The sequence below is a fragment of the Burkholderia sp. JP2-270 genome (genome assembly GCF_003233675.1).
GTDB lineage: Bacteria > Pseudomonadota > Gammaproteobacteria > Burkholderiales > Burkholderiaceae > Burkholderia > Burkholderia pyrrocinia_C.
In genome coordinates, this window is record NZ_CP029824.1 from 3550446 (window position 1) to 3564711 (window position 14266).

A 14266-nucleotide genomic window follows, 5' to 3' on the forward strand; every position below is an offset into this window, starting at 1 on the left:
GGCGCGAACGCCGCGTCACGCGATCCGCTCTTCCGATGCCGGATCGAACAGCACGGCCTTCGACACGTCGAACAGCAGCGACTGCGTCTGCCCCGGCTGCGGGTTCGCGGCCGGATGCACGCGGCTCACGATGCGCTTGCCGTTCACTTGCGCGAACACGTGCGTATCCGGCCCGGTCGGCTCGGTCACGTCGACGCGCACGTCGATCGGCTGCAGGCTCGACGCCTCGCCATTGTGCGCGTTGCGCGCGTCGGTGATGCGCTCCGGACGCAGGCCGAGGATCACCTCGCGGCCGACGTGGCCGTTCATCCGCTTCGCGTCGAACGGCAGCTTCAGCGCGCTGCGCGCGATGCCCGTGTCGATCTCGAGCGCGATCCCGCTGCCCTGCTCGACCAGCTTGCCGTTGATGAAGTTCATCGGCGGCGCGCCGATGAAGCCGGCGACGAACAGGTTCGACGGCGAATCGTAGATCTCCTGCGGCGCGCCGAACTGCTGGACCACGCCGTCCTTCATCACCGCGATCCGGTCGCCGAGCGTCATCGCCTCGATCTGGTCGTGCGTCACGTAGACGATCGTCGTGCCGAGGCGCTGGTGCAGCAGCTTGATTTCCGCGCGCATCTCGATGCGCAGCTTCGCGTCGAGGTTCGACAGCGGCTCGTCGAACAGGAACAGCGACGGATCGCGCGCGAGCGCGCGGCCCATCGCGACGCGCTGGCGCTGGCCGCCCGACAGCTGACCCGGCTTGCGGTCGAGCAGGTGCTGGATCTGCAGCATCTGCGACACGCGGTCGACGATCTGCTGCTGCTCGCTCTTCGGCACCTTGCGGATGTTCAGGCCGAACGAGATGTTCTCGCGCACCGTCATCGACGGATACAGCGCGTACGACTGGAACACCATCGCGATGTCGCGATCCTTCGGCGACAGGTCGTTGACGACCTTGCCGTCGATGCAGATCTCGCCGCTCGTCACGGTCTCCAGCCCGGCGATCATGTTGAGCAGCGTCGATTTCCCGCAGCCCGAACCGCCGACCAGGATCAGGAACTGTCCGTCCTCGATCTCGATGTCGACACCCTTCAGGACCGGCACCCCGTTCGGGTAGGTCTTGTACACGTCACGGATGGAAAGGCTTGCCATGCTGTGAATCCTCTGTCTCGTCTCGCGCGGCGCTACGGCGCCGCGTCGGGTTCGTTTCGATGCGCCGCGCGACGTGCGCGGCCGGTTCGTCGTATCGGATAAGGTCGCGCCTACCCCTTCACCGCGCCCGCCGTCAGCCCGCGCACGAAGTAGCGGCCGGCGACGATGTAGACGAGCAGCGTCGGCAGCGCGGCGATGATCGCGCCGGCCATGTCGACGTTGTACTCCTTCACGCCCGTCGATGTGTTGACGAGGTTGTTCAGCGCCACCGTGATCGGCATCGAATCGACGCCGGAGAACACGATCCCGAACAGGAAGTCGTTCCAGATCTGCGTGAACTGCCAGATCAGGCACACCATGAAGATCGGCAGCGACACGGGCAGCAGGATCTTCGTGAAGATCGTGAAGAAGCCCGCGCCGTCGATGCGCGCGGCCTTCACGAGCTCGGCCGGCACGCTCACGTAGAAGTTGCGGAAGAACATCGTCGTGAACGCGATCCCGTACACGACGTGCACGAACACGAGGCCGGGAATCGTATTGGCGAGGCCGAGCATCCCCTGCAGGCGCGCCATCGGCAGCAGGATCACCTGGAACGGGATGAAGCAGCCGACCAGCATCATCGTGAACAGCGCGTCCGCGCCGCGAAAGCGCCAGTGCGTGAGCACGTAGCCGTTGAACGCGCCGATCAGCGACGAGATCAGCACGGCCGGGATCACCATCTGCAGCGAGTTCAGAAAGAACGGCTTCATCCCGTCGCAGCGCACGCCGGTACACGCGCCGCTCCACGCCTTCACCCACGGATCGACGGTCCAGTTGGTGGGCGGCGTCAGCAGGTTGCCGGTGCGCAGCTGGTCGAGGTCCTTGAACGACGTCGACAGCATCACGTAGATCGGGAACAGGAAATACAGCGCGAACAGGATCAGCGCCGCGTAGATCACTGCCCGGCTGATCGTCATCTTAGGCTGCATTGCGGGTGCTCCTCGATTCCATATACATCAGCGGCACCAGCACCGCGACCACGGTCGCGAGCATCATCACCGACGACGCCGCGCCGAGCCCGAGCTGGCCGCGGTTGAACGAAAACGTATACATGAACATCGCCGGCAGCGACGACGACGTGCCAGGGCCGCCCGCCGTCAGCGCGACGACGAGGTCGAAGGTCTTGATCGTGATGTGGCAGAGGATCAGCAGCACCGAGAAGAACACCGGGCGCATGCTCGGGATCACGATCTTGCGGTAGATGGTCGGCAGCGTCGCGCCGTCGACCTGCGCGGCCTTGAAGATCTCCGCATCGACGCCGCGCAATCCTGCCAGGAACAGCGCCATCACGAAGCCGGTCGACTGCCACACGGCCGCGACCACCACGCAGAAGATCGCCTTGTCCGGATCGTCGAGCCAGCCGAACGAGAAGCTCGTCCAGCCCCAGTCGTGCATCACCTTCTCGAGGCCGAGGCCCGGGTTCAGGATCCACTGCCACGCGGTGCCGGTGACGATGAACGACAGCGCCATCGGGTACAGGAAGATCGCGCGCAGCGCGCCTTCGTTGCGGATCCGCTGGTCGAGCAGGATCGCGAGGAACAGCCCGAGCGCGACGCAAATCGCGATGAACGGAATTCCGAACCAGCCGAGGTTCGCGGCGGAGGTCCACCACACGTCGTTCTGGAACAGGTCCGAGTAACGGCCGAAGCCGTCGAATTCGTAGTTCGGCAACAGCCGCGAATTGGTCAGCGACAGATAGCCGGTAATCAGGATGAAGCCGTAGATGAACACCACGGCGATCGCGACGCTCGGCGCAAGCACGAGCTTCGGAATCCAGCGATCGGCGAGGGCCGACATCGGCGACGTACGCCGTGCATCGGCACCGCCGGATCCGTTTCCGCTAAGAGGGGCAGCCACTTGATTCGACTCCTGGAACGAGGGCGACGCAGGCCGGGCCGGCGCCGGGTACGGCACGGGCTCGCGGGCGAGCCCGTTTGCTGCACATGCAAAAACGCCCGGCCGATGAAGCGTGTCCGGCCGGGCGCGTGTCGTGCGTTACTTGACCTTCGCGGCCTTCGCGAGCGCGGCGACCGCGCTCTTCGAATCCTGCTGCGAGTTCATGAACTTCGTCACGACGTCCGTGATCGCGCCGGCGGTCGCATCGCTCTGCGCCATCCCGTGCGCGAGCGACGGCACGAAGCCGCCCGACTTGATCGCGGTCTGCTCGTCGGCATACGACTTCTTCGCGCAGTCGTCGAACTTGTCCATCTTCACGCCGAGGCGCACCGGCACCGAGCCCTTCAGCAGGCTGAACTGCTCCTGGAAGTCCGGCGTCATGATCGTCTTCGCGAGCGCGATCTGGCCCGGCGTCGCGGCCTTGTCGCCCTTCTGCTGGAAGAACACGAACGAGTCGACGTTGAACGTGTACGCATTCGCCGTGCCCGGCACCGCCGCGCAGATGTAGTCCTTGCCCGCCTTCTTGCCGGCGTTCTCGAACTCGCCCTTCGCCCAGTCGCCCATGAACTGCATGCCGGCCTTGCCGTTGATGACCATCGCGGTCGCGAGGTTCCAGTCGCGGCCGTTACGGCCCGTATCGAAGTAGCCTTGGATCTTGCGCACCGTGTCGAACACGGACAGCATCTGCGGCGACGTCAGCGTCGCCTGGTCGAGGTCGACCAGCGCCTTCTTGTAGAAGGCCGGGCCCTGCGACAGCACGACGTCTTCCCACAGGGTCAGGTCCTGCCACGGCTGGCCGCCCATCGCGACCGGCTGGATGCCCGCGGCCTTCAGCTTGTCGGCCACCGCGAAGAACTCAGGCCAGGTGGTCGGCACCTTCGCGCCGACCTTGTCGAGCGCGGCCTTGTTGATGTACAGCCAGTTCACGCGGTGCACCGAGAACGGCGCGGCGACGGTGTGGCCCTTGTACTTGATGATCTTGTCGATTTCCGGCGGCAGGTTCTGCTTCCAGTCGCCGGCGGCGGAATCGATGTTGACGAGCACGCCCTGGTCGGCCCAGTCCTGGATCAGCGGGCCCTTGATCTGCGCGGCCGACGGTGCGTCGCCGCTGATCACCTTGGTCTTCAGCGCGGTCATCGCCGCTGCGCCCGCGCCGCCCGCGACCGCGAAGTCCTTCCACACGTAGCCCTGCTTCTGCACGTCGTCCTTCAGCACGCCGACGGCCTTCGACTCGCCGCCCGAGGTCCACCAGTGCAGCACCGTTACATTCTCGGCTGCCTGCGCCGCCACGGCGCCAGCCATCAGACCTGCCGCGCAGAGCGCACCCATGATCGAGCGAACTTTCATTACTTATCTCCTCCAGACTGAATCAACTCGTGAGGTTCCCTGACCGGGAACCGGCTTCTTGATAACGACGGGGAAATCGAGCCGCGGGACGCATGCAGCGTACGGGGCCGATGACCGGCCGGGCTCTTACAGAAAGCGTGAATCGAGATTCAACGGCGTGTCTCCTCTTTGTGTTTCTGGCCCGCCGCGATGATGCGACGCGAGCCCGGGGCCAACGGTGCGCGGACGATGCGCGCCGTCAATGTCCGATAACATTCGGCACAAGGCGCTCCCGAAGGCGAAGCTCGCGCAGTTCATCGACCGCACTTCTTTTTTTCTTCACCCAGGTGCTACCCCTTGCGGCGGATTGTAGTTAAACTACAATTCAGTGTCAAAAATATTTTTATCGCACTACGGATCGCTTCCAAGCACCCCCAAACCCGGCGGAGACACATGCATACCGATTCCAGCTTTACCTTCGTACTTTTCGGCGGCACCGGCGATCTGTCGATGCGCAAGATCCTGCCCGCGCTGTTCGAAGCGCATCGTGCGAACATGCTGGCGGAGAGCGGCCGGATCGTCGCCGTGGCGCGGCACGAATCGGATCAGGCGGGTTATCTCGAGTGGGTCGACACGCATGTGAAGCCGCATGCGGTCAAGGCGGCCGGCAAGGCCTTCGACGAAGCCGCGTGGAAGTCCTTTCTCCAGCGCATCGAGTACGTGAAGCTCGACCTCGGCCGCGCGGAAGACTACGCGGTGCTGCGCGACGCGATTGCATCGCTGCCCGGCATCCGCGTGTTCTATCTGGCGACGGGCCCGTCGCTGTTCGTGCCGATCTGCAACGCGCTCGCGTCGGTCGGCCTGAGCGAAGGCTCGCGCATCGTGCTCGAGAAGCCGCTCGGCTACGACCTGCGCTCGTCGAATGCGATCAACGACGCGGTCGGCGAGATCTTCGCGGAAGGCCAGATCTACCGGATCGACCACTACCTCGGCAAGGAGCCGGTGCAGAACCTGCTTGCACTGCGCTTCGGCAATGCGCTGTTCGAGCCGCTGTGGCGCCGCGAATGGGTCGAGAGCATCCAGATCACGATCGCCGAGGAGCTCGGCGTCGAAGCGCGCGGCGATTTCTACGACAACACCGGCGCGCTGCGCGACATGGTGCAGAACCACCTGCTGCAGCTGCTGTCGATCGTCGCGATGGAGCCGCCGCACTCGATGGATTCCGACTCGGTGCGCGACGAGAAGCTGCGCGTGCTGCGCGCGCTGAAGCCGGTCGATCCGCGCGACATCGGCAAGGTCGCCGTGCGCGGCCAGTATCATGCGGGCGTGATCAAGGGCGCGCAGGTGCCGGCCTACGCGACCGAGCCGGGCGTGAAGCCCGACAGCCAGACCGAAACCTTCGTCGCGCTGAAGGTCGAGATCGAGAACTGGCGCTGGGCCGGCGTGCCGTTCTTCCTGCGCACCGGCAAGCGTCTCGCCGACCGCGTCGCGGAGATCGTCGTCAACTTCCGCCCGGTGCCGCACTCGGCGCTCGGACCGACCGCGCTGCGTCCCGGTTCGAACCGCCTCGTGATCCGGCTGCAGCCGAACGAGACGATCCGCCTGTACTGCCTCGCGAAGCAGCCCGGCGAAGGGATGAACCTCGCGAGCGTGCACCTCGACCTCGCGTTCGACCGGTTCTTCAAGGAAGGGCAGATGGAGGCGTACCAGCGCCTGCTGCTCGACGTGATCAACGGCCGGCTCGCGCTGTTCGTGCGTCGCGACGAGCAGGAAGCCGCCTGGCGCTGGGTCGAGCCGATCCTGAACGAATGGGCGCGCTCGCTGAAGCCGCCGAAGCCGTACGCGGCGGGCACGTGGGGGCCGGCCGCGGCGAGCGCGATGCTCGCGCAGCACGACACCTGCTGGCTCGAAGAAGAAAACTGATGCAGGCCGTTGCCGCGCGCGTGACCGCGTGCGGCAACGTGCCCCACGATTCGTACGATTTGAACATACAAAGCAGTCCGGAGGAGATGTGATCGAGATCCACGCTTTCGACACCCAGGAAGCGCAAAGCGAAGCGCTCGCGCGCGCCGTCGGCGATGCGCTGCGCGCCGCGCTCGCCGGCCCCGCGCGCCCGACGCTCGCGGTGTCCGGCGGCACGAGCCCGCGCCCGTTCCTGCAAACGCTGTCGCATGCGGCGCTCGACTGGGCCGGCGTCGACGTGACGCTGGTCGACGACCGCTGGGTGCCGGAGGACGACGCGGCCAGCAACGCGCACCTCGTGCGCGACACGCTGCTGCAGCACGCGGCGGCCCCTGCCCGCTTCCTGCCGCTCGTCGACACGCGCGCCACGCTCGACGCGCACGTCGCCGCGCTGAACGCGAACGCCGACTACCGCGTGCCGAACGTCGCGGTGCTCGGCATGGGCGAGGACGGCCACACCGCGTCGATCTTCGCCGACGCGCCCGAATGGGACCACGCGATCGCGACGCCCGAGCGTTTCGTCGCCGTGCATCCGGGCGCCGCGCCGCATGCGCGCGTGAGCTTTTCGCTCGATGCGCTCAAGCGCGTCGACCGGCTGTTCCTGCTGATCGCGGGCCCCGCCAAGCGCGCCGTGCTCGACGCCGCGGCCGCGTCGCTGCAGAAGAACGCGATTTCCCAACTGGCCAACGACAAGGGGACCCAGCTCGATGTCTACTGGTGCGCAAACTAAGGCGGTCGTCGCGGGTCAGCATGCCGACGGCCCGCGCCTGCTCGCGGACGTCGGCGGCACCAACGCGCGCTTCGCGCTGGAAACCGGCCCGGGCGAGATCACGCAGATCCGCGTATATCCCGGCGCCGACTATCCGACGATCACCGACGCGATCCGCAAGTACCTGAAGGACGTGAAGATCAGCCGCGTAAACCACGCGGCGATCGCGATCGCCAATCCGGTCGACGGCGACCAGGTCACGATGACCAACCACGACTGGAGCTTCTCGATCGAGGCGACGCGCCGTGCGCTCGGCTTCGACACGCTGCTCGTCGTCAACGATTTCACCGCGCTCGCGATGGCGCTGCCGGGCCTGACCGACGCGCAGCGCGTGCAGGTCGGCGGCGGCACGCGCCGCCAGAACAGCGTGATCGGGCTGCTCGGGCCCGGCACCGGGCTCGGCGTGTCGGGGCTGATCCCGGCCGACGACCGCTGGATCGCGCTCGGCAGCGAGGGCGGCCACGCGTCGTTCGCGCCGCAGGACGAGCGCGAGGACCTGGTGCTGCAGTACGCGCGCAAGAAGTTTCCGCACGTGTCGTTCGAGCGCGTGTGCGCGGGCCCCGGCATGGAGATCATCTATCGCGCGCTCGCCGCGCGCGACAAGAAGCGTGTCGCCGCGAGCGTCGACACGGTCGAGATCGTCGAGCGTGCGCATGCGGGCGAAGCGCTCGCGCTCGAGACGGTCGAATGCTTCTGCGGGATTCTCGGCGCGTTCGCCGGCAGCGTCGCGCTGACGCTCGGCGCGCTCGGCGGCGTGTACATCGGCGGCGGCGTCGCGCTGAAGCTAGGCGAACTGTTCACGCGCTCGTCGTTCCGCGCACGGTTCGAGGCGAAGGGCCGCTTCACGCACTACCTCGAGAACATCCCGACCTACCTGATCACCGCCGAATACCCGGCGTTCCTCGGCGTGTCGGCGATCCTCGCGGAGCAGCTGTCGAACCGCTCGGGCGGTGCGTCGTCGGCCGTGTTCGAGCGGATCCGCCAGATGCGCGATGCGCTGACGCCGGCCGAGCGCCGCGTCGCCGATCTCGCGCTGAACCATCCGCGCTCGATCATCAACGATCCGATCGTCGACATCGCGCGCAAGGCCGACGTGAGCCAGCCGACCGTGATCCGCTTCTGCCGCTCGCTCGGCTGCCAGGGGCTGTCGGACTTCAAGCTGAAGCTCGCCACCGGCCTCACCGGCACGATCCCGATGAGCCACAGCCAGGTGCATCTCGGCGACACGGCCACCGACTTCGGCGCGAAGGTGCTCGACAACACGGTGTCGGCGATCCTGCAGTTGCGCGAGCACCTGAATTTCGAGAACGTCGAGAACGCGATCGAGATCCTGAACGGCGCGCGGCGCATCGAGTTCTACGGGCTCGGCAACTCGAACATCGTCGCGCAGGACGCGCACTACAAGTTCTTCCGCTTCGGGATCCCGACGATCGCGTACGGCGACCTGTACATGCAGGCCGCGTCGGCCGCGCTGCTCGGCAAGGGCGACGTGATCGTCGCGGTGTCGAAGTCGGGACGCGCGCCCGAGCTGCTGCGCGTGCTCGACGTCGCGATGCAGGCCGGCGCGAAGGTGATCGCGATCACGTCGAGCAACACGCCGCTCGCGAAGCGCGCGACCGTCGCGCTCGAAACCGACCACATCGAGATGCGCGAGTCGCAGCTGTCGATGATCTCGCGGATCCTGCATCTGCTGATGATCGACATCCTCGCGGTCGGCGTCGCGATCCGCCGCGCGTCGCCGAACGGCGAACTGCCCGAGGCCGTCGCGCAGGCGAAGGCGCGCGCGAGCGACGACGAAACGGCCGACGTGCTCGACTGGCTGAGCCACGGCGCATCGCCGGCGGCAAAGGACGTCGCGCGGGACTGATGCACGGCGCGGCGTCGGCCGCGTCCTGCACTTCAAAGAAAAACGCCACCGGCGCATCGCGCTCGGTGGCGTTTTTCTTTGTGCCGCCCGGCCGCGCCGGCTCAGGCGCCCGCTTTCACCGGCCGCCCGTGCCAGCGCAACACGAGGAAGCGTCCGGCAAAGCACAGCACGCCCGTGACGCCGATCGTCACGCCCATCGCGAACGGCGTGCCGTCCGCGAGCGCGCCGATCGCGACGCTCGCGAGCGCGCCGAGCGCGAGCTGCATCGCGCCGAACACGGCGGCCGACGCGCCCGCGTTGTGCGGGTAGCGATGCATGAGGTCGGTCGTGCAGTTCGCGGACAGGATCCCGACCACGCCGACGACGAAGAACAGGCACACGACGATCGACCACAGCCCGCCCCACCCGGTCAGCGCGACGAGCGCGACCGCGAGCGACGCGATGCAGCTCACGAGCGACGCGGCCGCGATGATGCGCAGCGAGCCGACGCGGCCGACGAGCCGCGTGTTCGCGAAGTTGCCGATCATGATCCCGACGACGTTCAGGCCGAACAGCAGCCCGTAGTGCTGCGGCGACACGTGGAAATACTCGATGTACACGAACGGCGTCGCGGTGATGTATGAGAACATCGACGCGAATGCCATCCCGCCGCACAGCATGTGCCCCCACGCGACAGGGTCGGACAGGATGCGCCCGTACGACGCGAACGACGCGAGCACGGCCGTGCTCTTGCGCCGCTCCTTCGGCCAGGTTTCGGGCACGCGCAGGTATGCGGTCGCCGCGCACACCGCGCCGAACACGGCCAGCACGACGAACACGCCGCGCCAGCCCGAGAAGCGCAGGATCTGGCCGCCGATCAGCGGTGCGAGCAGCGGCCCGACCGCGGTGACGATCGCGACCATCGACAGCACCTTCGCCGCGTCGCTCGGCTCGTGCGCGTCGCGCGCGATCGCGCGGGCCAGCACCGACGCGGCGCCGGCGCCGAGCGCCTGCAGGAAGCGCACGACGATCAGCATGTCGATCGAGCCCGACACGAAGCAGCCGATGCTCGCAAGCGTGAACAGCGCGATGCCACCGAGCAGCACGGGGCGGCGGCCCCACGTGTCGGACAGCGGACCGTACAGCAGCATGCCAACCGAGAAGCCGGCCATGAAGCTCGTCAGCGTGCGCTGCGCTGCGCCGGGGCTGACGGAGAAGCCGTCGGCAATCGACGGCAGGCTCGGCAGGTACATGTCGGTAGCGATCGGCCCGCAGGCGGCGAGCGCGCCGAGCAACAGGATCAGCCGGGCATCGGGCCGGCGCCGGACGACGTGAGACATGGGTATCCGGAATGGAGCCCGCGCGCATCGGGGCGCGCATGGCGGTGAAGACGGGAAGCCGCGCCGCGGACGGCGCGTTCAGGCCCATGATTGTACGCGCAACTTTTTTGCGAGCCGCGAGCCGCGTGCGGCAGCAGGCCGGGAAACACCGGCGCGGCGCCCGTTGCGCGGGATCGCGCGCGGATTCGATTAAGCTTGCTGCTGCCCGCTTCTCTTGTCTGATCAATTCGACGCACGACCGAACCGATGACTGCTTTCCTGCTGATCTGGAGCCCCAAGAAATGGCCATGGCCCGAGCTGCCCGACGTCGCCGCGCGCGTGAAGGCCGGCGAGGCCGTGCATGACGTGTGGGGCTGCGGCTTCGCACGCGGCATCCTGCCGGGCGACCGCGTGTTCCTGCACCGCGTCGCGAAGGAGCCCAAGGGTGTGTTCGGCTCCGGCTACGTGACGCGCGCGCCGTACGAGGTGCCCGATCCGTCGACGAAGCGCGGTTACCGGCTGTGCATCGACTTCGTGTACGACTGGCTGGTCGACGCGCACCAGGACGTCGTGATCGCGCGCGACGCGCTGCGCGTCCACCCGTACTCGGTGCAGACCTGGGACGCGCAGACGTCCGGCACGTCGATCAAGCCGATGGTCGAAGGCCCGCTCGAGAAGCGCTGGGCGGAGCTGACCGGCAAGCGCAAGCCGCCGCGATAGCCGGGCCCTCCTTTCCACCCCACGCGCCGAAAGGCCGCAGACCGCCTCGCGGGCCCGTCGCGCGCGTCTCCGGTACAATCAGACGATCGTTCCGCCCAGGCGCCGCGGCCCGTGCACTGGCCCCCCGCGCCCTTCTCTCGCAGGTTTCGCCCATGTCCAATAATCAGATTCTCTTCGAACGCGCCCAGAAGACCATTCCCGGCGGCGTCAACTCGCCGGTGCGCGCATTCCGTTCGGTCGGCGGCACGCCGCGTTTCGTCGCGCGCGCGCAAGGCCCGTATTTCTGGGATGCCGACGGCAAGCAGTACATCGACTACATCGGCTCGTGGGGCCCGATGATCGTCGGCCACGTCCATCCGGAAGTGCTGTCGGCCGTGCAGAACGTGCTCGCCGACGGCTTCTCGTTCGGCGCGCCGACCGAGGCCGAGATCGAGATCGCCGAGGAAATCTGCAAGCTCGTGCCGTCGATCGAGCAGGTGCGGATGGTGTCGAGCGGCACCGAGGCCACGATGAGCGCGCTGCGTCTCGCGCGCGGCTTCACGGGCCGCAGCCGCATCGTCAAGTTCGAGGGCTGCTACCACGGCCACGCGGACAGCCTGCTCGTGAAGGCCGGCTCCGGCCTGCTGACGTTCGGCAACCCGACGTCGGCCGGCGTGCCCGCCGACATCGCGAAGCACACGACCGTCCTCGAATACAACAACGTCGCCGCGCTCGAGGAAGCATTCGGCGCGTTCGGCGACGAGATCGCCGCGGTGATCGTCGAGCCCGTCGCGGGCAACATGAATCTCGTGCGCGGCACGCCCGAATTCCTGAACGCGCTGCGCGCGCTGTGCACGAAGCACGGCGCGGTGCTGATCTTCGACGAGGTGATGTGCGGGTTCCGCGTCGCGCTCGGCGGCGCGCAGGCGTACTACGGGATCACCGCCGACCTCACCTGCCTCGGCAAGGTGATCGGCGGCGGGATGCCGGCCGCCGCGTTCGGCGGCCGCCGCGACATCATGGCCCACCTCGCGCCGCTCGGCGGCGTCTACCAGGCCGGCACGCTGTCGGGCAACCCGATCGCGGTCGCCGCGGGCCTGAAGACGCTGCAGCTGATCCAGGCGCCCGGCTTCTACGATGCGCTCACCGCGCAGACGAAGCGTCTCGCCGACGGCCTCGCGGCCGAAGCGCGCGCGGCCGGCGTGCCGTTCGCGGCCGACTCGATCGGCGCGATGTTCGGCCTCTACTTCGCCGAACGCGTGCCGACCAGCTTCGCGGAAGTCACGAAGAGCGACACCGAGCGCTTCAACCGCTTCTTCCACCTGATGCTCGACGAGGGCGTGTACTTCGCGCCGTCCGCGTACGAGGCCGGCTTCGTGTCGAGCACGCACGACGACGCGGTGATCGACGCGACGCTCGCGGCCGCGCGCCGCGCGTTCGCGGCACTCGCCGCCTGACCCGGGGCCGCGCGCATGTTCTCGGATACCGATTTCGCCCACATGGAGCGCGCGCTCGCGCTCGCCGCGCGCGGCATGTATACGACGGCGCCGAATCCGCGCGTCGGCTGCGTGATCGTCAAGGACGGCGACGTGATCGGCGAAGGCTTCACGCAGCCGGCCGGCCAGGACCACGCGGAAGTGCAGGCGCTGAAGGACGCGCGCTCGCGCGGCCACGACGTCGCGGGCTCGACCGTCTACGTGACGCTCGAGCCGTGCAGCCATTTCGGCCGCACGCCGCCGTGCGCGAACGCGCTGATCGAGGCGCGCGTCGCGAAGGTCGTCGCGGCGATGGAAGACCCGAATCCGCAGGTGTCGGGGCGCGGCCTCGGCATGCTGCGCGACGCGGGCATCGACGTGCGCTGCGGGCTGCTCGCGCACGAAGCCGGCGAACTGAACATCGGCTTCGTGTCGCGGATGACGCGCGGCCGCCCGTGGGTGCGGATGAAGACCGCCGCGTCGCTCGACGGCCGCACCGCGCTGCCGTCCGGCGAAAGCCAGTGGATCACCGGCGAGGCCGCGCGCCTCGACGGGCACGCGTGGCGTGCGCGCGCCTGCGCGATCCTCACCGGCATCGGCACCGTGCGCGAGGACAACCCGCTGCTGACCGTGCGCGGCATCGACACGCCGCGCCAGCCGCAGCGCATCCTGGTCGACAGCCGCCTCGACCTGCCGCTCGACGCACGGCTGCTCGAGGGCCCGCCGCTGCTGATCTTCTGCGGCCGGCTCGACGCGAGCGGCGAAATGCGCGCGAACGTGCTGAAGGCGCGCGGCGCGGAAATCGTGTCGCTCGCAAATGCGCACGGCAAGGTCGACCTGCCCGCGATGCTGGCGGCGCTCGGCGCGCGCGGCGTCAACGAGCTGCACGTCGAGGCCGGCCACAAGCTGAACGGCTCGCTGCTGCGCGAGCAATGCGTCGACGAATTGCTCGTCTATCTCGCGCCGAGCCTGCTGGGCGCCGACGCGGCCGGCATGTTCGACCTCGCCGCGCCGGCGAATCTCGACGCACGCACGCGGCTGTCGTTTCACGGTGTCGAGCGGATCGGCGACGATCTGCGGATCCTGGCGCGCGTCGCGCCGCCCGACGCCACGCACTGAACGGGACCGTCACGATGTTTACCGGAATTGTCGCGGCCGTCGGCCGCATCGAATCGATCGATCCGCTCGGCACGTCGGCCGATGCCGGTGTGCGTCTGACCGTGCTGGCCGGCGGGCTCGACCTCGCCGACGTCGCGCTGGGCGACAGCATCGCGATCCAGGGCGCGTGCATGACGGTAATCGACAAGACCGACACCGCGTTCGACGTCGACGTGTCGCGCGAAAGCCTGAACCGCACGGTCGGCCTCGCCCAGCCCGGCGAAGTGAACCTCGAGAAGGCACTGTGCGCACATGACCGGCTCGGCGGGCACATCGTGTCGGGCCACGTCGACGGCCTCGGCACCGTGTCGCGCTTCGCGCCGGTCGGCGAGTCGCACGAGCTGCGGATCGTCGCGCCGCGCGAGCTCGGCCGCTATCTCGCGTACAAGGGGTCGATCACGGTCAACGGCGTGAGCCTGACCGTCAACACGGTCGACGATCGCGCGGACGGCTGCGAATTCTCGATCAACCTGATTCCGCATACGGTCGAGGTGACGACGCTGCGCCATCTGAAGGCCGGCGACAAGGTCAATCTCGAAGTCGACATGATCGCGCGGTATGTGGAGCGGATGCTGTCGACGTCGCAGGGCGTGCATCAGGACTGATCGTCCTTTTTCGTGTTTTCTTGAAAATGGCGGCCGGC

General features: G+C 67.9%; 12 protein-coding genes. 7 read left to right on the plus strand and 5 right to left on the minus strand.

The window, feature by feature from the left end; translation table 11 throughout:
- Nucleotides 1-15: 15 nt before the first annotated feature.
- The 4 genes from ugpC to DM992_RS16825 form a co-directional block, all read right to left on the minus strand.
- On the minus strand, nucleotides 16-1134 hold the full coding sequence (gene ugpC / locus DM992_RS16810; protein ID WP_111017629.1) for a sn-glycerol-3-phosphate ABC transporter ATP-binding protein UgpC: 1119 nt from the start codon (nucleotides 1132-1134) through the stop codon (nucleotides 16-18).
- A 110-nt stretch (nucleotides 1135-1244) separates the two neighbouring features.
- A complete protein-coding gene (locus DM992_RS16815) occupies nucleotides 1245-2102 on the minus strand; it encodes a carbohydrate ABC transporter permease (protein WP_185730905.1) in 858 nt (285 codons plus the stop codon).
- Complete coding sequence (locus DM992_RS16820; RefSeq protein ID WP_034182958.1) at nucleotides 2092-3030, minus strand: sugar ABC transporter permease; 939 nt, start codon at nucleotides 3028-3030, stop codon at nucleotides 2092-2094. The genes DM992_RS16815 and DM992_RS16820 overlap by 11 nt, the downstream gene beginning before the upstream one ends.
- A 138-nt stretch (nucleotides 3031-3168) precedes the next feature.
- Nucleotides 3169-4416 (minus strand): ABC transporter substrate-binding protein, encoded by a 1248-nt coding sequence (locus DM992_RS16825; protein ID WP_111017631.1) that lies wholly within the window; start codon nucleotides 4414-4416, stop codon nucleotides 3169-3171.
- Nucleotides 4417-4848: 432 nt separating this feature from the next.
- On the opposite strand from DM992_RS16825, the gene zwf reads away from it, so the two are divergent.
- From zwf to DM992_RS16840, 3 genes are all read left to right on the plus strand, one after another.
- Nucleotides 4849-6318: a glucose-6-phosphate dehydrogenase gene (zwf, locus tag DM992_RS16830; RefSeq protein WP_111017632.1), complete on the plus strand. Its 1470-nt coding sequence runs from the start codon at nucleotides 4849-4851 to the stop codon at nucleotides 6316-6318.
- Nucleotides 6319-6406: 88 nt separating this feature from the next.
- Nucleotides 6407-7087, plus strand: a complete 681-nt coding sequence (gene pgl, locus DM992_RS16835) for a 6-phosphogluconolactonase (RefSeq protein WP_111017633.1) — start codon at nucleotides 6407-6409, stop codon at nucleotides 7085-7087.
- Nucleotides 7065-8993, plus strand: coding sequence for a bifunctional transcriptional regulator/glucokinase (locus DM992_RS16840; RefSeq protein ID WP_111017634.1), 1929 nt, complete (start codon nucleotides 7065-7067; stop codon nucleotides 8991-8993). The genes pgl and DM992_RS16840 overlap by 23 nt, the downstream gene beginning before the upstream one ends.
- A 101-nt stretch (nucleotides 8994-9094) precedes the next feature.
- Here the strand turns inward: DM992_RS16840 and DM992_RS16845 are convergent, their stop codons facing one another.
- A complete protein-coding gene (locus tag DM992_RS16845; protein WP_111017635.1) occupies nucleotides 9095-10312 on the minus strand; it encodes a Bcr/CflA family multidrug efflux MFS transporter in 1218 nt (405 codons plus the stop codon).
- A gap of 246 nt (nucleotides 10313-10558) precedes the next feature.
- On the opposite strand from DM992_RS16845, the gene DM992_RS16855 reads away from it, so the two are divergent.
- The 4 genes from DM992_RS16855 (at nucleotide 10559) to DM992_RS16870 (ending at nucleotide 14228) form a co-directional block, all read left to right on the plus strand.
- A complete protein-coding gene (locus DM992_RS16855; protein WP_006484248.1) occupies nucleotides 10559-11011 on the plus strand; it encodes a hypothetical protein in 453 nt (150 codons plus the stop codon).
- 152 nt (nucleotides 11012-11163) lie between these two features.
- Entirely contained in the window at nucleotides 11164-12447 is a 1284-nt protein-coding gene (gene hemL, locus DM992_RS16860; RefSeq protein ID WP_014897811.1) for a glutamate-1-semialdehyde 2,1-aminomutase, read from the plus strand.
- Nucleotides 12448-12462: 15 nt separating this feature from the next.
- Nucleotides 12463-13584, plus strand: a complete 1122-nt coding sequence (ribD, locus tag DM992_RS16865; RefSeq protein ID WP_111017636.1) for a bifunctional diaminohydroxyphosphoribosylaminopyrimidine deaminase/5-amino-6-(5-phosphoribosylamino)uracil reductase RibD — start codon at nucleotides 12463-12465, stop codon at nucleotides 13582-13584.
- A 14-nt stretch (nucleotides 13585-13598) separates the two neighbouring features.
- Nucleotides 13599-14228, plus strand: coding sequence for a riboflavin synthase (locus DM992_RS16870; protein ID WP_111017637.1), 630 nt, complete (start codon nucleotides 13599-13601; stop codon nucleotides 14226-14228).
- Nucleotides 14229-14266 lie beyond the last annotated feature (38 nt).

Bases quoted from the DNA above. Each gene is read 5' to 3' on its own strand.
- ugpC (WP_111017629.1), bottom strand. From the start codon at position 1,134: ATGGCAAGCCTTTCCATCCGTGACGTGTACAAGACCTACCCGAACGGG.
- DM992_RS16815 (WP_185730905.1), bottom strand. From the start codon at position 2,102: ATGCAGCCTAAGATGACGATCAGCCGGGCAGTGATCTACGCGGCGCTG.
- DM992_RS16825 (WP_111017631.1), bottom strand. From the start codon at position 4,416: ATGAAAGTTCGCTCGATCATGGGTGCGCTCTGCGCGGCAGGTCTGATG.
- zwf (WP_111017632.1), top strand. From the start codon at position 4,849: ATGCATACCGATTCCAGCTTTACCTTCGTACTTTTCGGCGGCACCGGC.
- DM992_RS16840 (WP_111017634.1), top strand. From the start codon at position 7,065: ATGTCTACTGGTGCGCAAACTAAGGCGGTCGTCGCGGGTCAGCATGCC.
- DM992_RS16845 (WP_111017635.1), bottom strand. From the start codon at position 10,312: ATGTCTCACGTCGTCCGGCGCCGGCCCGATGCCCGGCTGATCCTGTTG.
- DM992_RS16855 (WP_006484248.1), top strand. From the start codon at position 10,559: ATGACTGCTTTCCTGCTGATCTGGAGCCCCAAGAAATGGCCATGGCCC.
- hemL (WP_014897811.1), top strand. From the start codon at position 11,164: ATGTCCAATAATCAGATTCTCTTCGAACGCGCCCAGAAGACCATTCCC.
- ribD (WP_111017636.1), top strand. From the start codon at position 12,463: ATGTTCTCGGATACCGATTTCGCCCACATGGAGCGCGCGCTCGCGCTC.
- DM992_RS16870 (WP_111017637.1), top strand. From the start codon at position 13,599: ATGTTTACCGGAATTGTCGCGGCCGTCGGCCGCATCGAATCGATCGAT.